Source organism: Massilia aurea (assembly GCF_024753205.1).
Classification (GTDB): domain Bacteria; phylum Pseudomonadota; class Gammaproteobacteria; order Burkholderiales; family Burkholderiaceae_D; genus Telluria; species Telluria aurea.
In genome coordinates this window covers 497020-521329 of record NZ_JANUGZ010000003.1, presented here as the reverse complement: position 1 = coordinate 521329, position 24310 = coordinate 497020, and the positions used below count along the sequence as shown (strand labels likewise).

Sequence of the window (24310 nt, the reverse complement as noted above, 5' to 3'; positions counted from 1 at the left end):
TACGGACGTTATACGCCGTCCCATGCACCGGCCAGTACCGCCAGCGCGGCCAGGCCTGCCGTTTCGGTGCGCAGCACGCGCGGTCCCATCGACAGCGACAGTGCGCCGGCGGCGACCGCCGCGTCTTCTTCCTGCGGGCTCAAGCCGCCTTCGGGACCGATCAGGAGCGTGACAGCCTGCGGCGGATTGGCGCGTGCCCAGCCGGCCAGCGATTCGGTGGCGCGCGGGCTGAGCAGGATACGGGCGGCGCCGGCGCCGGCCGTACCGGCCAGCCATGGCTGCACGTCCGCCATCGGCAGCAGCTGCGCCAGCCGGTTGCGCCCGCATTGCTCGGACGCGGCCACGATCACGCCGTGCCAGTGTGCGTGGCGCTTCTCGAGCCGCTCGCCAGACAAGCGCACGACGCTGCGGGCCGCCGCCAGCGGCTGGATCGCGGCCACGCCCAGTTCGACGGCCTTTTCGACAATCCAGTCCATTTTCGAACCCTCTGGCAAGCCCTGGGCCAGCGTCACGGAATAGGGCGCTTCGGCCTCGATCGCCTCGTGTGCGTCGATGACGGCAGTGGCGCGCCGCTTGCCGCTCTCGGCCAGCGTGGCGCGGTACTGACCGCCTTCGCCATTGAACAGCGTCAGCGCGGCCCCGGGCTGCAGGCGCACCACATGCAGGTGATGCGCGACTGCTTCCGGCAGCTCGACGGTGCTGCCATTGACAAGCGGCTGGGGACAATAAAAACGCGGCATGGCACTCCTGAAATCGGTATGGACAGGGCTGCATTTTAAATCCTCGCTACAGCGGTCTGGTAAAATAACGGGCTACGGCCAGCCGCAGGCCACCAGCTTTCCAATCCCTGATCCCCGATCTCCATGAAATCTACGCAAACCACCACCCTGATGGCCAACGCGATCCGCGCGCTGGCGATGGACGCTGTTCAGCAAGCCAACTCGGGCCACCCGGGCATGCCAATGGGCATGGCCGAGATCGCCGTTGCGCTGTGGGACAAGCATTACCGCCATAATCCGGCCAATCCGGGCTGGATGAACCGTGACCGCTTCCTGCTGTCGAACGGCCATGGCTCGATGCTGCATTACGCGCTGCTACATCTGGCAGGGTACGACCTGACGATGGACGATCTGCGCGCATTCCGCCAGATGCACTCCAAGACGCCGGGTCACCCTGAAGTGGGCATCACCCCGGGCGTGGAAACCACCACCGGTCCGCTGGGCCAGGGTATCGCCAACTCGGTTGGCATGGCGCTGGCCGAATGGCTGCTGGGCTACGAATTCAACCGTCCGGGCTACGACGTGGTGGATCACTACACGTATGCGTTCCTGGGCGACGGCTGCCTGATGGAAGGCATCTCGCACGAAGTGGCGTCGCTGGCCGGCACCCTCAAGCTGAACAAGCTGATCTGGCTGTACGACGACAACGGCATCTCCATCGACGGCAAGGTCGAAGGCTGGTTCACCGATGACACGCAAAAGCGCTTTGAAGCCTATGGCTGGAACGTGATCCCGAAGGTCGACGGCCACAGCGTGAAAGACATCGATGCGGCCATCGAGCAAGCCAAGACGTCGGACCGTCCAACGCTGATCTGCTGCAAGACGATCATCGGCAAGGGCGCACCGAACCTGGAAGGTGGCGACAAGGTCCACGGCGCCCCACTGGGCGACAAGGAAATTGCTGCCGTGCGCCAGCACCTGGTCTGGGATCCGATCCCGTTCGACATTCCTGCCGAACTGTACGAAGCATGGGACGCGAAAGAGCGCGGCGCCCAGGTCGAAGGCGAGTGGAACACGATGTTCGCGGCCTACCGCGGCGCGCACCCCGAGCTGGCGAGCGAATTCGAGCGCCGCATGAAGGGCGAGCTGTCGGGTGAATTCACCAAAGCACTGGACGCCGCGATTGCGAGCTGCATCGAGAAGCAGGAAACCATCGCCACCCGCAAGGCGTCGCAAAATGCGATCCAGGCACTGGCCGCAAGCCTGCCAGAATTCCTGGGCGGCTCGGCCGACCTGACCGGTTCGAACCTGACCAACTGGAAAGAATCGGTCGCCGTGCGCTCGGGCATCGCCGGCAACCACATCAACTACGGCGTGCGCGAATTCGGTATGGCAGCGATCCAGAACGGTGTGGCGCTGCATGGCGGCTTCATCCCGTTCGGCGCAACGTTCCTGACCTTCTCGGACTACAGCCGCAACGCGCTGCGCATGGCTTCGCTGATGAAGATCCGTTCGATTTCGGTCTTCACACACGATTCGATCGGCCTGGGCGAAGACGGTCCGACGCACCAGTCGGTCGAGCACGTCTCGTCGCTGCGCCTGATCCCGGGCCTGGATAACTGGCGTCCATGCGACACGGTCGAATCGGCCGTGGCATGGGGCGCGGCAGTCCAGCGCAAGGATGGCCCGACGACGCTGATCTTCTCGCGCCAGAACCTGCCGTTCATGGTCCGCGACACCCAGCAGGTCGCCGACGTCGCCAAGGGTGGCTATGTGCTGCGCGACACGCCGGATGCCAAGGTCATCTTCATCGCCACCGGCTCGGAAGTCGAACTGGCCGTGAAGGCCTTCGACGCACTGGCCGCTGAAGGCATCGCCGCACGCGTCGTCTCGATGCCGTCGACCGACGTGTTCGATCGCCAGGACGCCGCCTATAAAGCCAGCGTGCTGACCCGCGGCACGCCGCGCGTGGCCATCGAAGCCGGCATCACCGCCTTCTGGTACAAGTACGTGGGTCTCGAAGGCGCCGTGGTCGGCATCGACACCTTTGGCGAATCGGCGCCGGCGCCAGTGCTGTTCAAGCACTTCGGCTTCACCGTCGAGAACGTGGTTGCCAAGGCCAAACAAGTTATCGCAGCGTAAGCATTCGCCAGAAAACGGACTGTCCCGGCGGGATAGTCCGTTTTACTATGTTCGTTACGAAAAAGTTTTTTTTCTACTAGGAGCCAAGCATGACGATCAAAGTTGCAATCAATGGTTATGGCCGCATCGGCCGCAATATCCTGCGCGCATTCTACGAAGGCGGCAAGAAACAGGACATCCAGATCGTGGCGATCAATGACCTGGGCAATGCCGAGTCGAACGCCCACCTGACCCGCTACGACACCGCCCACGGCAAGTTCCCTGGCACCGTCACGGTCGAAGGCGACAACATGATCGTGAACGGCGATCCAATCCGTGTGTTCGCACAGCGCAACCCTGCGGAAATCCCATGGGGCGAGCTGGGCGTCGATGTCGTGCTCGAGTGCACCGGCTTCTTCACCACCAAAGAAAAGGCTTCGGCCCACATCAAGGGTGGCGCCAAGAAAGTCATCATCTCGGCCCCGGGCGGCAAGGATGTCGATGCGACCATCGTGTTCGGCGTGAATCAGGACGTGCTGAAAAGCTCGGACACCGTCATCTCGAACGCATCGTGCACCACCAACTGCCTGGCCCCGCTGGTCAAGCCGCTGCATGACGCCATCGGCCTGGAAACCGGCCTGATGACCACCGTGCACTCGTACACGAATGACCAGGTGCTGACCGACGTGATGCACGAAGACCTGCGCCGCGCCCGCTCGGCCACGCAGTCGATGATCCCGACCAAGACCGGCGCTGCCGCTGCAGTCGGCCTGGTGCTGCCAGAGCTGAACGGCAAGCTGGACGGCTTCGCGATCCGCGTGCCGACCATCAACGTGTCGATCGTCGACCTGACCTTCATCGCCAAGCGCGACACCACCGTCGATGAAATCAACGAGATCATGAAGACAGCCGCCGACGGCGCGCTGAACGGCATCCTGACGTACCAGACCGAGCCGCTGGTGTCGGTCGACTTCAACCACAACCCGGCCTCGTCGAACTTCGACGCGACCCTGACCAAAGTGTCGGGCCGCCTGGTGAAAGTGACGTCGTGGTACGACAACGAGTGGGGCTTCTCGAATCGCATGCTCGACACCACAGTCGCACTGATGAACGCGAAGTAATCTGCTGGTGCTTCACTGAAAACCCGGTCACGCCCAGTGACCGGGTTTTTTTATGGCGCAGTCAGCGTTATCTGTTGATGACGCTGATAGCAATGCGAAGCAATTGCTCCGGCAAAATAACCCGCTCACCATCCAGCGCCCAGCGCCAGCCCAGATAATTGGGCAGGTAGCGCGACGCCACGCCACGAAATCCCTGTAACCAAGCCTTGAAGCGTTGATGGTAGGCGTTCACGTTCTGTACGTGGATGGCAAGGTTGCCCAGCCGCCTCGCACGCACACCGGCGCGCAGGTTGACCGCCTCATGCGCGATCCTGTGCTTGCGTGCAAAGGCAAGGTAAGCGGGATGGCTGTCACTGACCAGCAACGCCTGCCGATCCAGCCTGGGCAGCAAGTTACGGTCGAGTTGCGCAGCCGTGAGCGCACCGCGGCCGGTGACGGCATCGACCGTGCGCCCCTCGCGGTCGCGCGCGACCAGGATGCAGTCCAGTTCGCTTGAAATGCCCCGTTTGGCAGCGCGGCCGCCGCGACGGCGCGGTGGCCGATCGAGCGTGCGCGAACCTTTTTGCGATTCGAGCAGAAATGTTTCGTCAGCCTCGACGATGCCATTGAGTGCTATCGGCCGGTCGAGCTTGACCCAGTGCAGGAAGCGGTGGCGCCAGCGAAAGGCCGTGTTGCGGTGTACCCCGACCCGATCTGCTGCCTTGCGCACGGGGAGTGAATCGAGCAGCACCTGCGAATAGGCGAGCCATTTGGCCTTGAGCCTGAGCCGTGCCAGCGGCGTTCCGGTCAGGTCGTTGAAGGTGCGGCCGCAGGCACAGCAGCGGTAGCGCTGCAAATCATTAGCGAACCCGTGCCGGTAGCAGCGCTCTTTGCCGCATCTGGGGCAGCAGCGGCCTGGCGCTCTGACCTCACTGATGAGTGCGACCACCTGATCGAGCCCGGCTGCAGGATGCAGGGCATCGAGCACTTGCCGGCGCTGCGGCTGATTCAGCGAAGGCAGTTTTGCAAACCAGCCCTTGAAACGTGGCGCTTTCATGATCGACTCCTGACGCTGGGGACAGGGGTTGGACCATTGGAGTGCTCGTCAGTTCAAAGCTAGTCTCTATTTAACGTTGACTGCGCCTTTTTTATGGGCGTTGGATATCTGTCCGATCGGCGATCCGACGGGGCGGCGCCAAATATATGCGCGATGGGTTGCATACGCTTGCGCATATTGCGCTGATCCAGTCATGCACATGTTTGGTGCTGTTTGACCCGTCCTGAATACCATATCGGTGTTTCTGTTATCCATAGCGCATTGATCTGAGGTCCATGCACCGTTAAAGGCGGAATCCGCCCTTGTTTGGCGTATTGCGAATATGATGTGCAGAACAAGCGCGCATAATATTAATTCTGTTAATTTTAAAAATCGTAAGATATAAATAAAATATCGTGAATTTTTGTCGAATAAAAATCGGTGTTTTTAAAACGCAACATAGTATTAATAAAATTGATTTTAATTATTTTAATAGTGTTCTTTCTTGAACTGATCTGCGAAACTTATTGCTTGTATGTACCCGTCATACATGTCTAAAAAATATAAACGCAGTGAGAGGAATTCAATGAAGCCGCCAGTCCTGAAATACAGCGTTATCGCGGTCGCCATGGCCATTGCTACATCCCCGTATGCGTCGGCGCAGAGCGCCGGCACAGAGGGTGCCCAAACCGTGTATGTCACGGGATCGAACCTGAAGCGCACCGAGAAGGAGGGCACCCAGCCTATCCAGATCATCACCGCGAAGGATATTCGCGAAACCGGCGCCTCCACGGTCACGGAGCTGATCCGCCTGGTGCCATCGATGGGTTCGGATGTGAACCTCGACACCAACGACGGCGGGTTTTCCCGTGGTGTGTCAACCGCTTCGCTGCGCGGGCTGTCTTCCAGTTCCACGCTGATTCTGCTCAACGGCCGCCGCATGACGCCGGTCGCGTACGCCGATCCGAACGATGGCAACTCGACGCTGTACGACCTCAACTCGATTCCGCTGGCCGCGCTCGAACGGGTCGAGATCCTGCGCGATGGCGCCTCGGCCGTGTACGGGTCGGATGCGATTGGCGGCGTGATCAACTTCATCACCCGCTCGAACTACAAGGGCGCCGAAATTTCGGCGCGCGTGAGTGCCAACGACGACAACGAATTCAAGCGCAAGGGCGTCAACGTCGTTGCCGGCACGGGCGACCTCGACACCGATGGCTATAACGTGTTCTTCACGGCCGACCTGTCCGACCGCGACCGCGTGCTGCGCGAAAACGTCAAGGACATCGAGTTCGAACAGTACCGCCGCCTGTCGAACCGCTACGCCACGCCCTACGGCAGCGCGGTGTCAGGCGCTCCTGCGTTCTACCGCGAGACCGCGCCTGGCTCCGGTCAGTTCACCGCGACCCGCGCCAATGCCGCCGACCGCCTGCGCCTGAGCACGAACTGCGACCCAGCGCGCCAGTTGACCGGCTCGACGGCGATGGGCCTGGCCGCGACCAGCGTGTTCGTGGGCCGTACGTTCTGTAACTATGACACCAACCAGAACCTGGAAGGCACGGGCGAGGGCAAGGATGCCAGTCTCCTGTCCCGCGGCACGATCAAGCTGAGCCCGAACGTGCGCGCGTTCGTCGAGGGCGCGTATGCCCGCACAGAGCGCCTCTACACGTCCAATCCGATCACGATCAATACCACGCCGGTGACCAACTTCAACGCGACTGGCGTGGCGCCGAGCTACCAGACGATTCTGCCGGTCGGTCACCCGGACAACCCGTTCCCGAATGCGCGCGCCTCGGTGGCTTACCGCTTCGAGAATGCACCGAGCGGCACCGAGACGATCAATGAACAGGGGCGCTTGCTCGCGGGCCTGCAAGGCTCGCATTTCAACTGGGACTGGGAAGTGGGCCTGCTCTACAATGAAGCACGCCGCAACGACAGCTACGAGGGCCGCCTGTACCTGCCTGTGCTGCGCCAACTGAACGCTGGCGCTACGCTGGCGCAGCTGTCGGCCAACCCGGACCTGTTCCGCAAGACCCAGAGCGACGACAAATCGTCGATCACCCATTTCGACGTCAAGGCCAATACGCAGTTCGGCCAACTGGGCGGCGGCGCAATCGGCGTCGCGGTGGGCGCGGAGGCGCGGCGCGAAAAGCTGCAGATGAATCCTGGCGAGTTGCTGGCAACCGGTCAGATCTACGGCCTGGCCAACACCATCATCGATGGCGAGCGTGACGTCAAGTCGGCCTTCATCGAAGTGCGTACCCCGTTCCTCAAAAACTTCGAGATGGACTTTGCCGGTCGCTGGGACAAGTACCCGGGCATCAAGACCAACTTCGTGCCGAAGGTGGGCGCCAAATGGACCGTGATCGACAGCCTTGCCCTGCGTGGCAGCTATTCCGAAGGATTCCGGGCGCCGGCGTTGTCGCAGGTGACACCAGGCGGCGCGCAGTTCTTCCTCACCAACCTGTATGACCCACGCCGCTGCGAAAGCGATGAAGTGACGCCGAAGCCGAACGCGACCGAAATCGATTGCCGCAAGTCGGCCTCCGGCACCGGTGGCGCCAACCCGAACCTCAAGCCGGAAGAATCGAAGAGCTACACCTTCGGTATCCTGTTCTCGCCGACCCCGAGCTTCGATATCGGCCTGGACTTCTTCAAGATCCGCAAGGAAGGCGAGGTGGCACTCGGTTCGGCGTTTGACGCGCTGCGCGACGAGGACACCAATCCCGGCCTGATCGTGCGCGATCAGACGCCGGCCAACTTCATTACCGATGCCGCCGGCAGGCCGATTCCGAACACGGGCCCGCTGCTGACGGTGCGCCAGCCGTGGCTGAACAAGGGTTCGGTGGAAGTGCAGGGCATCGATATCGACGTTGCCTTCCGCAAGAACCTGGGCGACTGGGGCAATTTCAGCGCCAAGCTCACGTCGGCCTACCTGCACTCGTACACGCTGCAGCAAGAGCCGGGCGACCCGGAACGCAATCTGGTTGGCTACAATGCCGGTCTGATTGACTGGAACCTGAGTAGTGGCATCGACTTGCCGCGCTGGAAAACGAGTCTGTCCGCCTCGCTGACCCGCGGTGCACATGCCTTCAGCGCCAACGTCAACTATACCGGCCCTGTCTCGCTGCTGCGCAAGTACGACAACCAGACCACCTATGAGGCGGCGTTCTGCCACTACCAGCCGGCAACGAGTGCAGGCGCGCCCAGCGCGAGCATCACCGTACCTGGCTACCTGGCTGAGTTCCCGGACTGCAAAGTCAAGGAATGGGTGCGCTTTGGCGTAGGCTATACGTACACCGGCATCCAGAACCTGTCGCTCACGTTCAACGTCCAGAACCTGTTCGACAAGGCGGCGCCGTTTGATCCGCGTTATGGCGCCACGGCGGGTGCGCCACTGGCCGGCTACAACGAAGGACTGCACAATCCATACGGCCGCTACTTTACTGCGTCGGCCCGTTACAGCTTCTAAACAGCACCACGATCCTTACCCGGCCTGGCCTGGCGGGCAAGAAAAGGGCTGGAACCGCTTGCGGTTCCGGCCCTTGTCAATTGTGCTTCAGAGTTGCTGTTGGCCAGTGTGCCGACGTGGCCCAGGCATGTGCCCGTACCGACGGCGCGGCTTCTGCCTGGCCCGACTGGCCAATCCACTGCATGACGTCATCGGTAGGGAAATCCACCAAGTACTCACCGACGGGACGTACGATCACCGGCGCTGCGCCTACTCGGCCACGCACTGGGGAGTAATCTTACTCACTACGCATCAAATTGCTGAAAATATCCAGATTAAATGACACATTCTTGACAACGATCAATGCATATGTAATTTTGGAGTTGTTTTCTCAAGCCGGAACAGAATATGCGTGCGCTACGTGCCAGAACAGTCATGAGCTATTTTTTAATCCTTGCGGCAGGTTTGGGAATTGGCTCAGGAGTCCCTTACATTATCAATGCATCAAAACCGGCTTACATTGAAGGCGATTACGGCAGGTATTATTTGGCTGGGAAAAATAGCATCGTTCTTTACGGGACGGATTCTTGTCCCTACTGCATCCAGGCACGTGCATTTTTGCGTGAACGAAACATCGCCTTTATCGATCGTGATGTCTCAGCTTCGGCCCAAAACCGTCGTGAATTTGCACAACTCGGGAGGAAGGCGGTCCCCGTCATTCTTGTCGGCGAACGCCTGCTGACTGGCTTTGACCCGGACCATCTTGAATCTGCTTTGATCAATGCTGGTTATATCAAATAGCCGTCAACACCACCAGAAACAGGCGAATTTTGTTGTATCCGAAATATAGCGATGAGCGGCGCAATATTCCGGAATAATCCACCGCCTCTATGTTTAATCCAGGAGAGATACATGAATGCAAAAGTTGCAGCATTTTTATTCGCTATCGGCATTGGCAGCGCAGCTACAGTATCGGCTTTTCAGATAGATATGAACCAGTGCGCGCGGGATTGTCTCCAGTCCCATCGGGCATGCCTGGCTGCTGGATCTGGCGTTGACCAGTGCAGGCAGGAGCTGGGTGAATGCCGGGATGGTTGCGGGATCTGAACGAAATCTGCGAATCAACGGCTCGACAACTCTTTAAGACAGTTGTCGAGCCGATGGCTCTTCGGTGAGTCTTCGCATTGATTCAGGCGTGAGCCAAGTGGCACGATCGACGCTGACAACGACATGTTGAGTGACCGACATGCGGGTCGGCCAGCTACATCAGCTCGACCTGCAGTATCCACTATTTTGTCTCTGACTCGCCCGCCATGTCATTGCGCCGGTCAGCGCTTGTCCGGCCACGGCGTCAGGATTTCGGCGCCGTTCTTTGTCACGACCAGCATGTGTTCCCACTGCGCCGACAGCGAACCGTCGCGCGTCATCACGGTCCAGCCGTCCTCTAACTGGATCACATCGTCTTCGCCCATATTGATCATCGGCTCGACCGTGAAGGTCATGCCTTCCTTGAGCAGCAGGCCCGTATTCTTGCGGCCGTAGTGCAGCACCTGTGGCTCTTCGTGGTAGACGCGGCCAATGCCGTGGCCGCAGTAATCGCGTACCACCGAGAAGCCAGCGCCTTCGGCCAGCGTCTGGATCGCGTGGCCCACGTCGCCCAGGCGGGCGCCCGGGCCAACGGCGCGGATGCCCGCCATCATCGCGTCATAGGTGACTTCCACCAGCTTCTTCGCTTCAGGCGACGGCGTGCCGGCAAAGTACATGCGGCTCGTGTCGCCATGCCAGCCATCCTTGATCACGGTCACGTCGATGTTGACGATGTCGCCGTCCTTGAGGACGTCCTTTTCGCTCGGGATGCCGTGGCAGACTACGCCGTTGATCGACGTACACAGGGTTTTCGGGAAGCCGTGGTAACCGATATTGGCCGGTGTGGCCTTCTGTACCTTGCGGATGTAGTCGTGACAGCGGCGGTCGAGTTCTTCGGTGGAGACGCCGGGCACGACGAATTCCCTGATCATGTCCAGCACTTCTGCAGCCATGCGGCCGGCGATACGCATCTTGGCGATGTCTTTGTCGTTCTTGAGTTTGATGGTCATACGGGGAGGGAGTGACGCGGCAGCGCCGCAGGCAAACCGCCATGATACCGCGTTGGGGGCAGGCGGGCAGGGCAGGGATGTAAAAATGCCCGCCAGGCGAGGCCGGGCGGGCATGTGGTCAGGACTTCAGGACAGGGTCTTGCGACCCCGGTCCATTAGAACGACTGGTTGTAGCGGACGTAGAAGAAGCGGTCCAGCGACAGATCGACGTCGATAGCCGTTGCCGATGCTTGCGTGTTGTAAGCGACGCGTGGCGACTTGTCGAACACGTTGTTGATACCGAACAGGATACGGCCATCCCACGACGTCTTGAAGCCGACGTTCACGTCATGGATCACGTACGAACCGAGCTTGTTGGCACCAGTGCCGTTATCAGCGGTTTCAAACGTAGGCATGTTGCACTCGATCTGTTGTGGCACATCGTAGCAAGCATCCTTGACCGGGCTGAAGTAGCGAACACCCCAGGTGGCGCTCCAGTTACCCATCGCCCAATCGAGGTTGGTGTTCGATTTCACGCGGTTGTAGAACAGCTCGCCTGCGTATTCTTTCCATGGGGTGCCTGCGCCGTCGTTGGTGCGGAACGTATCGACATACGACGTCTCGTTACGGACGCTGAACTGGCCGTAGGCAGTGCGTGGCAGACGGTACGAAACCGACATGTCCAGGCCTTCGGTTTCCATCGCACCCAGGTTCGCGTTACCGCGCGACAGGGCGCTGATCTGGCCGGTGACCGCGTCACGACGAATCACGCTGCAGTAGTCTGCATTGCCCGAGATGTAGCACTCGTTGGCAACATAATCGGCGCCGATTGCAGTGATGCGGTTGGCGATCTTGATGTTGTACCAGTCGAGGCCAACGGTCAGGCCGGTCAGGAACGATGGGCTGTAGACGATACCGGCCGTTTTGGTGACTGCGGTTTCTGGCTTCAGGAAGCTGTTGCCGGCGCCCGAGTTGAAGGCGACCAGCGACTGCGTGCCGATGGTGCTGTTGACTGGCGTGCCTGCCTGTTGCAGCTGACGGTAAGTCGCGTTCGTGCCTTGCGCCACGCAACGTGCTTGCACGGTCGGGCTGGTCGCAGCTTCGCCGAAGCGGGTGTCGCATGGATCCAGGAAGGTGTCGAACGACTGCGAACCGCCACCGAAGGTGTCACCGATGGTTGGTGCGCGGAAGCCTTCAGCCCAGGTACCGCGGAACAGCACATCCTTGACCGGCTTGTACATGAAGCTGGCCTTGCTGTTGTTGGTCACGCCGAAGTTGCTGTAGTCCGAGTGGCGGGTGGCCAGGTTGAAGTTCAGCAGTTCTGCGAATGGCTGGTCCTTCAGGACCGGGATCTGCAGCTCTGCGTACGCTTCACGCACGGTGTAGCGGCCGTAGGTTGCCTGACCCGACAGGTTGGTCGAGTAGCCTGACTGCGAGAACTGGTCAGGAACGTCCGAACCCTTGACTTCGCGGTGCTCGATACCCACTGCAATGCCCAGCGCGCCGGCTGGCAGTTGATACAGTTCACCGGCGATATCGGCGGTGGCGCTGTTGATGGTCGAGCCGTAGGTCTTGGTGCCGTTGGTGTTGACGTAAGCCAGCACGTCCGGGTTCGACGCCGATGGGCCGCCCAGGATGTCCCACGGGGTGCACGAAGCGAGCGGGATTGGGTTGGCAGCGGTACCGCACTGCACGACGCCGCTGGCGTTCAGGAACGATGGGCCCAGAGCCTTTTTCAGGTTCAGCAGGTTGATGTTGCCGCTGTCGTTCGACGTGCCCGAGACCTTGTTGTGGTTGTAGCCGGCGCTCCAGTTCCACGCCAGATCCTTGATGGTGAATTCACCTTCGAGGGTCGCGTCGATGTGCAGCGTGCGGTTTTCATTGTCGGTCACGCGCGGCAGTTCGATCGTGCGGCGCTGGAAGAACAGATCCTGGCCAAGGCCGGCGCCAGCAACCGAACTACCGTACGGGTTGTAGTAGCTGTCCTTGTCGACGTAGACCGGATAGGCGGCCTGCGAGGTCGACTGCAGCGGATAGCCGGCGATGGTGCGCAGCGACTGACGCTGCGAGTACATCGCGGTGGTCTTCAGGCGCATGTCTTTCGGCAGCGCGATCTCGCCCTTGACGAACAGCGTGTCGAGCTTGTTCGGCGACAGCAGATCCATGTCTTGCGTCGAGTTGTACTTGTCCTCATTGCTGCCGACGTACGGGTGGTAGTTGGCCGGGTTGCGCGAATCTGCGCCCTGGCCCCGACCGTCGAACGAGCCGGTGTGGTTCAGGTATTGGTTGAAGCCGCCAGCAATTGGATTGGTCAGCGAGCCGCCGCTCAGTGGATTGACCGGTGTGATGCGACCCCATGGGCCTGCGGCCAGACCTTCGAACGGGTGGTTCGGGCCATCCGAGTAGGTGGTGCTGTTGCGGGTCTGCGTGCTCACCAGGCCCTGCTCGGTGTGCGACAGGCCGAACATCAGCGAGGCCTTGTCGTCGCCCGCGCCGTAGCTCAGCGAGAAGTCCTTGTTCTTGCCGTCGTTCTTTTCGTTCTGGCCGGTGTACAGCGACAGCTGGCCGCCCTGCATGTTCTTTTTCAGGATGATGTTGATCACGCCTGCAATTGCGTCCGAGCCGTAGATCGACGATGCGCCATCCTTCAGGATTTCCATGCGCTCGATCATTGCCGACGGAATGGTCGACAGGTCGGTGTAACCGTCGACCGACTGGGTCCAGCGCTTGCCGTCGACCAGCACCAGCAGGCGGTTCGAGCCCAGGTTGCGCAGGCTGACGAACTGGCCGCCGGCTTCGGTGTTCGAGGTCAGCGAGCCCGAACGCGAGAAGTCAGGGGCGCCAGCCGAAGACAGGTTGTTCAGGATGTCGCCGACGGTCACCAGACCCGACTTCTGGATCTGTTCCTGGCTCATGATCTGCAGTGGCTGCGCGGTTTCCAGGTCAACCTGGCGAATACGCGAACCGGTCACTTCAACGCGCTGTGGCGCAGCAACTTCCTGAGCGATCGCGGCGGTCATGCCAAGGGTCATACCGCCGAGGCAGATAGCGCGGACCGAACGGGACAAGAGTGTTTCCATCATGTTGCAGAACTCCTAGGGGTGTATGCGCGGCGGGACCTGGGTAAGGGCCTGCCACCGAAAAAATGTCGCGGTGCGACTCGCTGAAAAGCGCCAACGAAACTGGTTAAACGACTTTCAAGTCAGCGATAAAACCATTTACGGTACTTCACTGTCAATGCATACGCACCAGAAGGGTGAGAATGTGACCATTTTGTTGCAGAAATGTGTATTTATCCGCTTTCGATATCACATGTAATTGACTGTTCGGTTATTTGCTGATCTAAGTTTGGAGAAACGCAAAAAAGCCCGCCCGGCTTGCGCCGGACGGGCTTTTAAAGCAATTTTATTGCTTAGAACGCTTGGTTGTAACGAACGTAGAAGAAACGATCGATTGGCAGGTCAGCGTCGATGGTCGTCGCAGACGAGGCGCCCAGCAGTGTGAAGCGCGGCGATTTGTCGAACACGTTGTTCACGCCGAAACGCACATTGGCGTTCCAGTCGAACTTGTAGCCGGCGCTGATGTCATGGTAGGTCAGCGACGACAGGCGGTTCGCGCCAGCCGACGTTGCCCCTGGACGGAAGGTCGTCGGTGCGTTGCATTCCCAGCCGCGCGGGATGTTCAGGCACTGGTCGAGCACCGAGCTGAGGAAGCGAACACCCCAGGTTGCGCTCCAGTTTCCTTGCGACCAGTCGGTCGTGAAATTCGACTTCCAGCGGTGGAAGTCGTATTCACCCGAATAGTCGATCCAGCGTGCGGCAGCCGAGCTCTTGGTCGAATACTCGTCCAGGTAGGTCGTTTCGCTGCGCAGCGAGATCTGGCCCCACGAGAAACGCGGCAGGCGATAGCGCAGTTCGACGTCCACGCCTTCGGTCTTGATCTGGCCGAGGTTGGCGTTACCGCGGGTCAGGCCGACCACCTGGCCGCTGACCGGATCGCGGCGGATGCTCTGGCAGAAGTCAGTCAGGCCTTCGGTGTAGCACTGGTTGGCGACATAGCTCGACGACACGGCAGTGATGCGGTTGTTGATACTGATGCTGTACCAGTCGACCGATGCCGAGAAGCCGGGGACGTACGATGGGCTGTACACCAGACCCAGGGTGCGGGTCACGGCCGTTTCCGGCGTCAGGAACGTGTTGCCGGCGCTGGCCTGGAACGGGTACGCGGTCTGTGCGCCGCCGCTCGAAGTGATCGGCGAGCCGCTCTGGATGCGCTGGCGGTAGCCGCCAGGGGTGCCGATGATCCCGCCGAAGCCCGACGAGCAGCGTGCTGCCACCGCTGGGGTGCGGGCAGCTTCGCCGTACACGGTGTCGCACGGGTCGAGCCAGCCGGTGTCGAACGATTGCTGGCCGCCACCGAAGGTGTCGCCCACGGTTGGCGCGCGGAAACCTTCAGCCCAGGTGCCGCGTGCCAGGACGTCGGTGATCGGACGGTACATGAAGCTGAACTTGCTGTTGTTGGTGGTGCCGAAGTTGCTGTAATCCGAATGGCGTGTGGCCAGGTTGAAGTTAAGCAATTGTGCAAATGGCAAATCTTTCAGGACCGGAATGTTGACTTCCAGATAAGCTTCACGCACCGTGTAGCGGCCGCGGGTGGCGTTGCCGGCCAGGTCAGTCGAATAGCCCGACTGCTCGAACTGTCCGGGAATATCGGTGCCGATGACTTCACGGTGTTCGATGCCGCCTGCAATGCCCAGCGCGCCGGCAGGCAGTTGCAGCAGTTCGCCGCCGATGTCGGCCGTTGCGCTGTTGATCGTGCTGCCGTAGCTCGCCTGGCCGGTGGACATGACGTAGGCCAGTGCTTCCGGGGTCGAGGCCGATGGGCCGCCCAGGATGTCCCATGGGACGCAGGTGCCCAGGCCGATTGGCGCTGCAGCCGTGCCGCACTGGACGACGCCGGCCGAGTTCATGAACGACGGGCCGAGAGCGCGTTTCAGGTTCAGCAGGTTGACATTGCCGGTACCGAGGGTCGAACCGCTCACCTTGTTGTGGTTGTACCCGGCGCTCCAGTTCCATGGCAGGCCACGCAGCGTGAATTCACCCTCGAGGGCCGCATCGATGTGCAGGGTGCGGCTTTCGTTTTCGGTCGTGCGTGGCACCTCGATGCTGCGGCGATAGAAGAACAGGTCCTGGCCGGCGCCGTTGCCGGGAACCGAGCTGCCCAGCGGATTGTAGTAGCTGTTCTTGTCAACGTAGACCGGGTAGTTCGCCTGCGCGGCCGATTGCAGTGGATAACCGGCAGTGGTCGCCAGGCTCGTACGCTGCGAATACATTGCGGTCGTTGTCAGGCGCATGCTCTTCGGCAGCGCGATCTCGCCCTTGACGAAGATGTTGTCCATCTTGTTCGGCATCGCGAACACCATCTGGCTCGTGGTGTTGAACAGGTCGTCCGGCACCGGGGTCAGGGCGTTGACGTTGTGGTAGTTGGCGATATTGCGCGAATTGGCGCCGGCGCCCATGCCATCGTAGGAGCCCGTATGGTTCAGGATGCGGTCGAATCCGGTGGCGGCGCCGCTGGCACTGACAGCGCGGATACGGCCCCATGGACCGCCACCGAGGTTTTCGAGAGGGAAGTTCGGGCCGCGCGAATTGGCGGTGATGGCGCGGTCGCGCGCCCAGACAGCGCCACTTTCGGTATGCGCCAGGCCAAACATCAGCGATGCTTTTTCGTCGCCTGCGCCATAGGCCAGCGAGAAGTCTTTGTTCTTGCCGTCATTCTTTTCGTTCTGGCCCGTGTACAGGCTCAGCTGGCCGCCTTCCATCGATTTTTTCAGGACGATGTTGACGACGCCTGCGATGGCGTCCGAGCCGTAGATCGACGATGCGCCGTCCTTCAGGATCTCCATGCGTTCGATCATCGATGAAGGGATGGTCGACATGTCGGTGAAGCCGGCGACGGACTGGGTCCAGCGCTTGCCATTGACGAGCACCAGCACGCGCTGGGCGCCCAGATTGCGCAAGTTGGCGTACTGGCCGCCGTTTTCGCGGTTGGACGTCAGTGCGCCGCCTTTGCTGAATGCAGGAGAGCCTGCCGAGGTCATGTTGTTGATGATATCGCCAACGGTGACCAGGCCCGTTTTCTGGATCTGTTCCTGCGTCATCACCTGAACTGGCTGCGCCGTTTCCAGGTCAACCTGGCGGATACGCGAACCGGTCACTTCGACGCGCTGGAGATTCTCCTGCGCGATGGCGGTCAGCGTCGGCAGCGCGAGCGCTACGGCTAATGCGATTTTGGTACGTTGTTGCATGTGCTCTCCATCCTGCATTTCACGTCTGTGAAACAGCTTTTTTTTGATTAAAAAGTGCATCCCATGCGCCTGCAATCCATCTTGTGGACAACGGCTCACCGGACTGCAAGCGCGTATGTATAAGACCATCTTGCTTTCAGTCATGTCAATGTAGAAGCAGGGCATTTCTGTCTAAAATACAACAGTTGACGAAAAGAAAATAAATGACTGAAAAGTCAGGATTTGCGGTGGCACTGCAGAGGTGCGAAAAGCATGGATATGACACGCTCTGGTGCAGCAAAAAATGACATGCGCACCCGGTGGGTGCGCATGCAAAAACGCGGGGTGGGGAGGGGCAAAGAAAAGACTGCTGGGGGCAACTGCAGCCTGCAGTACAGGTCAGGCTGCTTGACGAAACGGCGGGTTCAGTCCCCGAAACAGGTATGCCACAAACGCAGCACGTTGTCCGGATGCACGCCCAGCTGGGTGCGCTCGACCCGGGTTTTGTCATGGCTTTGCAATCGCACGCTGTGCTGCAGCTTGCGCATCGCGCGGTACGCGGCCGCGACCTGGCTGGCCAGGGCCGCGTCGATCAGGCCCAGTTCGCCGCACAAGTGCAGCAGGGCGATGTTGCCGGCGTTGGCGGTCAGTTGCGGGTAGGTGTGCGCGTGGCGCAGCACCAGGTATTGCACGATGAACTCGATGTCGATCATGCCGCCCGCATCGTGCTTGAGGTCGAACTGGGTGCTGCGGTTCAGGTTCGCGCCATGCATGCGCGCGCGCATCTGCATCACCTCGCTCTTCAGCACGTCGGCCTGGCCAGAGCGGTCCTTGCGCAGCACCTGTTCGCGGATCGCCTCGAAGCGCGCGCCGATGGCGGCGTCGCCGGCACAGAAGCGCGCCCGTGTCAGCGCCTGGTGTTCCCAGATCCAGGCCGCTTCACCCTGGTAGCGCTCGAAGGCGGCGATGGACGATACCAGCATGCCGCTGGCGCCGTCCGGACGCAGGGCAATGTCGATGTCGAACAGAATGCCGGCCGGCGTCGGCGCCGTCATCCAGGTGATGAAGCGCTGGGCCAGGCGGGCGTACAGGGGCGGCGCGTCGCCATCGTCGTCCTCGTACAGAAAAATCACATCCAGGTCGGACACATACCCCAGCTCCTTGCCGCCCAGCTTGCCGTAGGCGATGACGGCAAAGCGCGGCACCTCGCGGTGGCGGCCGTTGACCGCGTGCCAGGCATGCGTGACCACGGCGCCGACGATGGTGTCGGCCAGCGCCGACAGGTGGTCGGCCAGATGCTCGACCGACAGTTCGCCGGCCAGGTCCAGCGCCAGCAGGCGAAACAGTTGCGCGTGGTGCGTCTCGCGCAGGATGTCGAGCTGGCGCTCGGTGTCGCCGGCAGCGTCGGTCAGCTGCGTGTCGAGGGTGGCCGCCAGCTGCGGCAGCGCTTCGGCGCCGGCGTTGCGGTCGTCCAGCAACTCGTCGAGCAGCATCGGGTGCTGGGTCAGGAACGTGGCGGCCCAGCCGCTGGCATTGATCATGCGGATCACGCGCTCGAGCGTGTGCGGGTATTCGGTCAGCAGCGCCAGATAGGCCGAGCGGCGCGCGATCGCCTCGAACAGGTCGAGCAGGCGCCCCAGCGTGGCGGCGTGGCTGCCCATCCCCGCGTCCTTCACGACGGTGGCGATCAGGGGCAGGGCGGCCTCGACCAGCGCCAGCAGGCGCACGCGGCTGAAGTCGGGCAGGCTCGTCAGGCGCGCGCCCTGTAGCGTAGTGATCAGGCGGCCGGCGGCGGCGCGGCTGTCGTTGAAGCCCAGCCCGGCCAGTCGCTCAGTCAGCGTATCGAGGTTGTCCAGGTCGTCGACCAGCGCCGGGGTGTCCGGGTCTGGTTCGGGCGCTTCCTTGTCGGCGAAGATGGCGTCGAACTGCTGCGCGACGTAGGTGCGCTGTTCTTCCAGTCGCGCCAGCAGCGTGGCTTCATCCGGGCAACCCATCATGCGCGCCACCGTCAGGCGATCGTCGTCGCTCGCCGGTAGCGTGTGGGTCTGGGCGTCTTCGAGGTATTGCAAACGGTGTTCGAGGTTGCGCAGGAAGGTGTAGGCCGCCAGCAGGCGTTCAACGGTGTCGACCGTCAATAGCTCACGCTCGGCCAGCAGGAGCAGCGTCTTGCGTGTGGAACGCTCGCGCAGCGCCGGATCGCGCCCGCCACGGATCAGCTGGAAGACTTGGGCCAAAAACTCGATCTCGCGGATGCCGCCGCGGCCCAGCTTGACGTTGTGGCTGCGCTCGGGATGCAGGCGCTCCTGGCGTTTCACCTCGGCGCGGATCTGGGCGTGCATCGTGCGAATGGCGTCGATCACGCCGAAGTCCAGGTAGCGGCGGAAGATGAACGGCTGCACGATCGCATCCAGCGCCGTGATGTCGTCCGGCTCGCCCGTGACGGCGCGCGCCTTGACCCACGCATAGCGTTCCCATTCGCGGCCCTGGACGATCAGGTATTCCTCGACCATGCCAAAGCTGGCCGCGAGCGGGCCCGACTTGCCGTTGGGGCGCAACGCCATATCGACCCGGAACACGAAACCGTCCTCGATCACTTCGGACAAGGCCGCGCTCAGGCGGCGCCCCAGACGGATGAAGAATTCGTGGTTCGACAGCTGGCGCTGGCCGGCCTCTGCGGCCGTGTCGCCGTCTTCCGGGTACACGAAGATCAGGTCGATATCCGACGACACATTGAGTTCGCCGCCACCCTGCTTGCCCATGGCCAGCACGATCAGGTGCTGCGGGCGGCCCGAATCCTCGCCGACCGGCATCCCGTGCGCCGCGACCAGCTCGGCCATCAGGCTGGCCACATGGGTCTGGATCGCGAAGTCGGCAAAGGCTGTCATCGCGGTGACGACTTCATCGAGGTCGGCCTGGCCGCCGAGATCGCGTGCGACGATGGTCGAGATCAACAGGTTGCGCACCCGGCGCATGGCGCGCTCGAGCGGCAAGCCCCTGGCCAGTTCGCCCTCCAGCAGCGCGCGAAAATCGGCGTCGGCCAGCGATATGGCGGACAGGCTGGCGAGCTGTTCTGCGCGCTCGGGCGCGGCGCCCAGCCAGCGTGCGACGAAACGCGAGGCAGTGACGGGAACGGTAACAGGGACAGGGACAGGGGCAGGCTGTGGTGCAGGGGAAACTTCGGTCATCGTTGATCCTGGGAAACGCGATGGATGGCCGTTTCAATAGGCCATTAGTCGGGGCCGGCAGGCAGTCGATGCGTTAAAATGGCCCGCTAACAGGCCGTCGCTGCTGCCCGGGTCAGCACCGATGGTAAGGTAGACGCCGCAACGCACGCAAGCGACCTGTTTTTTTGAGCTGTACATTTTTCGGCGAGCCTTTGTTATTAGCACCTTGATGCACAACCCGGATCCGCAGGCGACGTCCGCGTCCCGGCCGCTGGCCGTACGCTGGCGCCGGCTGCGCGCGTGCTACCGCTTCGCGAACCTGGCCTCGCACCACGTGCTGGGCTTTGCCGTCAAGCTGCTGCTGATCGTGTATTTCGCGCTGGCGGTGCTGTTCTTGGTGCTGCGCTACGCCATCCTTCCCAACATCGACCTGTACAAGAGCGACATCGAGCGCGTGGCCGGCAATGCGCTCGGCAGCCGCGTCACGATCGCGCAGCTGGCGGCGTCCTGGCATGGCATGCGCCCGGCCTTGTCGCTGCGCGACGTGCGCCTGCACGACCGCCGGGGCCGGCAAGTACTGGCCTTACCGCAAGTCAATGCCACGATCGGCTGGTGGAGCATCGCCGCGCTCGAACCCCGCTTTGCATCGCTTGAAATCATCGGTCCGCGCCTGGCCGTGCGGCGTGGCCGCGACGGCGTGCTGGTCGTGGCCGGCGTGCGGCTCGAGCAGCAGCAGGGTAATGGCGCCGGCGCCGACTGGCTGCTGCGCCAGCGCGAAATCGTCATCCGCAATGGCCGCGTCGACTGGGTCGATGAATTGCGCGGTACGCCGCCGCTGGCGCTGCAGGGCGTCACGCTGGCGCTGCTCAACCGCTGGGGTGCGCACCACCTGGCGCTGACGGCGACGCCGCCGGCGCGGCTGGGCGGCCCGGTCGACATCCGCGCGCGCTTCCGGCACCGCTTCGGTCAGCAACCGTCCGACGTCACGCGCTGGAAGGGCGAGCTGTACGCCGACCTGCGCGACATCGACCTGGGCGCGTGGAAGCGTTTCGTCGATTATCCGATCCAGCTCGAACGGGGCCGTGGCTCGCTGCGCACCTGGATCAATGTCGACCAGGCCCGTCTGGCCGGTTTCACCGCCGACCTGGCGCTGGCCGGCGTGAATGCGCGCCTGGGCCCGGACATCGCGCCGCTGCAACTGGCGCGCGTATCGGGCCGCCTGAGCGCGCGCGAAACGCTGCTGACTGGCAAGGGCGATGGCAAGCCCACCTTCGGCGCCAATGGTCACGCGCTGCGGCTCGACAATTTCACGGTGGTGGCGCGCGATGGCCGTGCCTTGCCGCCCGCCACGCTCGAACAGACCTGGCGCCCCGCTGCGAACGGCAAGCCCGAGCAAGGCACGCTCCGCGCGCAGGGCCTCGATATCGGCGCACTGGCGGCGCTCGCCCAGTATCTGCCGATCTCGCCCGTGCAGCGCGGCTTGCTGGCCGATTACGCACCGCGCGGGGTGTTGCAGGATGTCGGTGTTGAATGGGACGGACGCTATCCCGGCGTGACAGGCTGGCGCATTCGCGGCGACGTCGCCGGGCTGGCGCTCAAAGCCCAGGCCGCGCGCCCGGGGCGTGCCGCCACGCCCGGCTTCGAGAACCTGAGCGGGCGTATCGACGCCAACGAGCGCACCGGCAGCGTCAAGCTCGATTCGCAGCAATTTGCCCTGAATATGCCGGCCTGGTTCGCCGAGCCGCGCATGCCGTTCGACCGCCTGGTGCTGGATGCGCGCTGGCAGTTTGACGCGGGCCGGCAATTGCAGGTCGAGATCGACGACCTGGACTTTGCGCAGGGCGCGTTCAAGGGTTCGGTCTCGGGTCGCCACACCATGCCGCTCACGCCCGGTCACGGGCCAGGGACGGCCGACTTCACCGGCAGCCTCGACGGTTTCCCGATCGACAGGATCGGCACCTTCCTGCCGCTGGCCACACCCCATGGCCTGCACGACTGGCTGGTCGGCGCGCTGCAGGGCGGCCAGCTGCACGACACCACGCTGCGCCTGCGCGGCGACCTCGCGCAGTTCCCGTTCAAGGCCGCAGGTAGCGGCGAATTCCGCGTCGCCGGCCGCCTGGCAGGCGCGCGGCTCGAATACGCGCCTGGCCACCGCCATCCGGACGGCACGCCACTGTGGCCGCTGGCCGAAGCGATCGACGGGCGCATCGTGTTCGACCGTGCGCGCATGGAAATCAATGGCAAGACCCTGCGCACGCTGGGCGTGGCGCTGTCGAACGTCAAGGCCGTGATTCCCGACCTGGGCGCGCATGACAAGATGATGCTGGAGATCGATGGCGCCGGCGCCGGGCCGCTGCAGGAACTTTTGCGCTACGTTGCCGCCACGCCGGTGCTGGGCTGGATCGGCCACTTCACCGAAGACACGCAGGGCACCGGCAACGCCAAGCTCGACCTGAAGCTGCGCCTGCCGCTGGCGCACATGAACGAAGCGAAAGTGCAGGGCAGTCTGCAGTTGCAGGGCAACGATGTGGTGCTGTTCCCCGAACTGCCGGCGCTGCAGAATGCCCAGGGCCGGATCGCGTTCTACGATCACGGCTTCGGCCTGGAAGGCGTCGGCGCCGACTTCCTGGGCGCGCCGCTGGCAGTGGGTGGCGGCACGACGCCGGAGGGCAGCACGCGCGTGACGCTGGCCGGCACGCTGTCGGCCGAGGGCATGCGCCGCACGGCCCCGGCGCCGGCGCTGGGCCGTCTGGCCGAGCGCCTGTCGGGCAGCACACCGTATCGGGGCGAGATCGTCGTCAAAGCCGGGCATCGCACGATCACGATCGATTCGGCGCTGGCCGGCCTGGGCATCGAACTGCCGGCGCCGCTGAACAAGGTGCAGGACGCGAACCTGCCGCTGCACTTCGTGCTCGAAGGCGAGCCGACCGTCGAGGGCCTGGCGCGCGACGTCATCCGCGTCGGCGTGGGGCAGGGCTTGGGGGCGCGGTACGAACGCGAAAAGCAGGGCAAGGGCGCCTGGCGCGTGACCCATGGCGGCATTGGCGTGAACGTGCCGGCACCGCGCCCGGACCAGGGCCTGATGGTACACCTGGACATGAAGGCGCTGAACGTCGACCACTGGCTGGCGGCGGGCCGCGCCATTGCCGGCATGGACGTCAACGCGCCTGCCCCGGCAGCGGATGCCCCCCCCGCCAGCGGTGCCGACGTCACCCAATACGTGCTGCCGGCGGTGGTGGCCGGCCGGGTCAGCGAACTGACGGTCGGCGAGCGGCGCGTGGCCGACGTGGTCATCGGCGCCACGCACGTGGGCGATACGTGGCGCGCCAACCTGCATTCGCGCCAGGCCAGTGGCTATCTGACCTGGGCCGAAACGCCCAGCGGCCTGGGCAAGGTCACGGCGCGCCTGGCGTCGCTCGTGATTCCCGAATCGGCCGAGGCCGAGGTCAAGGACCTGCTCGAGTCGAACAAGGGCGCCACGGCCAGCATTCCGTCGCTCGACATCGTGGCCGAGCGCTTCGAGCTGTTCAACAAGAACCTGGGGCGCCTGGAACTGAACGCCAGCAATGTGCGGGCACTGGCCGGGCGCGAGTGGCGCATCGACCGGCTTGCACTAAGCAATCCCGATGGCAAGCTGAACGCGTCCGGCCGCTGGCTGACCAAGGATGGCAAGAGCAATACCAGCCTGAACTTCGCGCTCGACATGGACAATGCCGGGCGCCTGCTCGACCGCGTGGGCTTCCCGGACACGATCGGGCGCGGCAACGGCTACCTGCGCGGCGACATCTCATGGGCCGGCCTGCCGTATGCGATGGACATCCCGAGCCTGTCGGGCCAGATCGAGATGAATGTGGAGTCGGGCCAGTTCCTCAAGCAGGACCCGGGCGCGGCCAAGCTGCTGGGCGTGCTGAGCCTGCAAGCCTTGCCGCGCCTGCTCAAGCTCGACTTCCATGACGTGTTTTCCGATGGCCTGGCATTCGACGGCATCACGGCCAACGCGCTGATCACGCGCGGTGTGGTGCGCACCGATAACCTCAGGATGCATGGCGTGGCAGCCACCGTCCTGATGAATGGCACGGCCGACATCGCCAACGAATCGACCAATCTGCGCGTGGTCGTGATCCCGGAATTCAATCTGGGCACCGGCCCGCTCGTGTACGGCCTGGCCGTCAATCCGGTGCTGGGCCTGGGCGGCTATCTGGCCCAGCTGTTCCTGCGCGCGCCGGTGATGAAGGCGCTGACTTACCAGATGCAGGTGACAGGACCGTGGAAATCGCCGACCATTACCAAAATCCCTAACGGACCTGACAATAGCCCTGTCAGCACGCCAGCCGCCCCCACCGCCAGCAAGGAATGAC

Annotated in this window: 11 protein-coding genes; 5 read left to right on the top strand and 6 right to left on the bottom strand. The window is 62.7% G+C overall.

The features are described 5' to 3' along the window. Positions 1-8 precede the first annotated feature (8 nt). A complete protein-coding gene (locus NX775_RS12900) occupies positions 9-740 on the bottom strand; it encodes a 16S rRNA (uracil(1498)-N(3))-methyltransferase (RefSeq protein ID WP_258836373.1) in 732 nt (243 codons plus the stop codon). A gap of 123 nt (positions 741-863) precedes the next feature. Between NX775_RS12900 and tkt the strand changes: the two genes are divergently transcribed. Further along, a complete protein-coding gene (tkt, locus tag NX775_RS12895) occupies positions 864-2861 on the top strand; it encodes a transketolase (protein ID WP_258836372.1) in 1998 nt (665 codons plus the stop codon). 89 nt (positions 2862-2950) lie between these two features. Continuing rightward, positions 2951-3961: a type I glyceraldehyde-3-phosphate dehydrogenase gene (gene gap / locus NX775_RS12890; protein WP_258836371.1), complete on the top strand. Its 1011-nt coding sequence runs from the start codon at positions 2951-2953 to the stop codon at positions 3959-3961. A gap of 67 nt (positions 3962-4028) precedes the next feature. Here gap and NX775_RS12885 read toward each other — a convergent pair whose 3' ends face one another. Beyond that, positions 4029-4997, bottom strand: a complete 969-nt coding sequence (locus tag NX775_RS12885; RefSeq protein ID WP_258836370.1) for an IS1595 family transposase — start codon at positions 4995-4997, stop codon at positions 4029-4031. 565 nt (positions 4998-5562) lie between these two features. Between NX775_RS12885 and NX775_RS12880 the strand changes: the two genes are divergently transcribed. Next, on the top strand, positions 5563-8448 hold the full coding sequence (locus NX775_RS12880; protein WP_258836369.1) for a TonB-dependent receptor domain-containing protein: 2886 nt from the start codon (positions 5563-5565) through the stop codon (positions 8446-8448). A 414-nt stretch (positions 8449-8862) separates the two neighbouring features. After that, entirely contained in the window at positions 8863-9228 is a 366-nt protein-coding gene (locus NX775_RS12875; protein WP_258836368.1) for a glutaredoxin family protein, read from the top strand. Positions 9229-9755: 527 nt separating this feature from the next. Here the strand turns inward: NX775_RS12875 and map are convergent. The 4 genes from map to glnE form a co-directional block, all read right to left on the bottom strand. Continuing rightward, complete coding sequence (gene map, locus NX775_RS12870; RefSeq protein ID WP_258836367.1) at positions 9756-10523, bottom strand: type I methionyl aminopeptidase; 768 nt, start codon at positions 10521-10523, stop codon at positions 9756-9758. Positions 10524-10678: 155 nt separating this feature from the next. After that, positions 10679-13585, bottom strand: a complete 2907-nt coding sequence (locus NX775_RS12865; protein ID WP_258836366.1) for a TonB-dependent receptor domain-containing protein — start codon at positions 13583-13585, stop codon at positions 10679-10681. A gap of 329 nt (positions 13586-13914) precedes the next feature. Beyond that, positions 13915-16809 carry a TonB-dependent receptor domain-containing protein gene (locus NX775_RS12860; protein WP_258836365.1) on the bottom strand — a complete coding sequence of 965 codons (2895 nt, stop codon included), beginning with the start codon at positions 16807-16809 and terminating at the stop codon, positions 13915-13917. A gap of 404 nt (positions 16810-17213) precedes the next feature. Continuing rightward, positions 17214-19973 (bottom strand): bifunctional [glutamate--ammonia ligase]-adenylyl-L-tyrosine phosphorylase/[glutamate--ammonia-ligase] adenylyltransferase, encoded by a 2760-nt coding sequence (gene glnE, locus NX775_RS12855; RefSeq protein ID WP_258836364.1) that lies wholly within the window; start codon positions 19971-19973, stop codon positions 17214-17216. Between the two features lie 208 nt (positions 19974-20181). On the opposite strand from glnE, the gene NX775_RS12850 reads away from it, so the two are divergent. Further along, positions 20182-24309 (top strand): YhdP family protein, encoded by a 4128-nt coding sequence (locus tag NX775_RS12850; RefSeq protein WP_258836363.1) that lies wholly within the window; start codon positions 20182-20184, stop codon positions 24307-24309. Position 24310 lies beyond the last annotated feature (1 nt).

Coding starts and splice junctions, on each gene's coding strand:
- NX775_RS12900 (WP_258836373.1), bottom strand. CDS start 740: ATGCCGCGTTTTTATTGTCCCCAGCCGCTTGTCAATGGCAGCACCGTC.
- tkt (WP_258836372.1), top strand. CDS start 864: ATGAAATCTACGCAAACCACCACCCTGATGGCCAACGCGATCCGCGCG.
- gap (WP_258836371.1), top strand. CDS start 2,951: ATGACGATCAAAGTTGCAATCAATGGTTATGGCCGCATCGGCCGCAAT.
- NX775_RS12885 (WP_258836370.1), bottom strand. CDS start 4,997: ATGAAAGCGCCACGTTTCAAGGGCTGGTTTGCAAAACTGCCTTCGCTG.
- NX775_RS12880 (WP_258836369.1), top strand. CDS start 5,563: ATGAAGCCGCCAGTCCTGAAATACAGCGTTATCGCGGTCGCCATGGCC.
- NX775_RS12875 (WP_258836368.1), top strand. CDS start 8,863: ATGAGCTATTTTTTAATCCTTGCGGCAGGTTTGGGAATTGGCTCAGGA.
- map (WP_258836367.1), bottom strand. CDS start 10,523: ATGACCATCAAACTCAAGAACGACAAAGACATCGCCAAGATGCGTATC.
- NX775_RS12865 (WP_258836366.1), bottom strand. CDS start 13,585: ATGATGGAAACACTCTTGTCCCGTTCGGTCCGCGCTATCTGCCTCGGC.
- NX775_RS12860 (WP_258836365.1), bottom strand. CDS start 16,809: ATGCAACAACGTACCAAAATCGCATTAGCCGTAGCGCTCGCGCTGCCG.
- glnE (WP_258836364.1), bottom strand. CDS start 19,973: ATGACCGAAGTTTCCCCTGCACCACAGCCTGCCCCTGTCCCTGTCCCT.
- NX775_RS12850 (WP_258836363.1), top strand. CDS start 20,182: ATGCACAACCCGGATCCGCAGGCGACGTCCGCGTCCCGGCCGCTGGCC.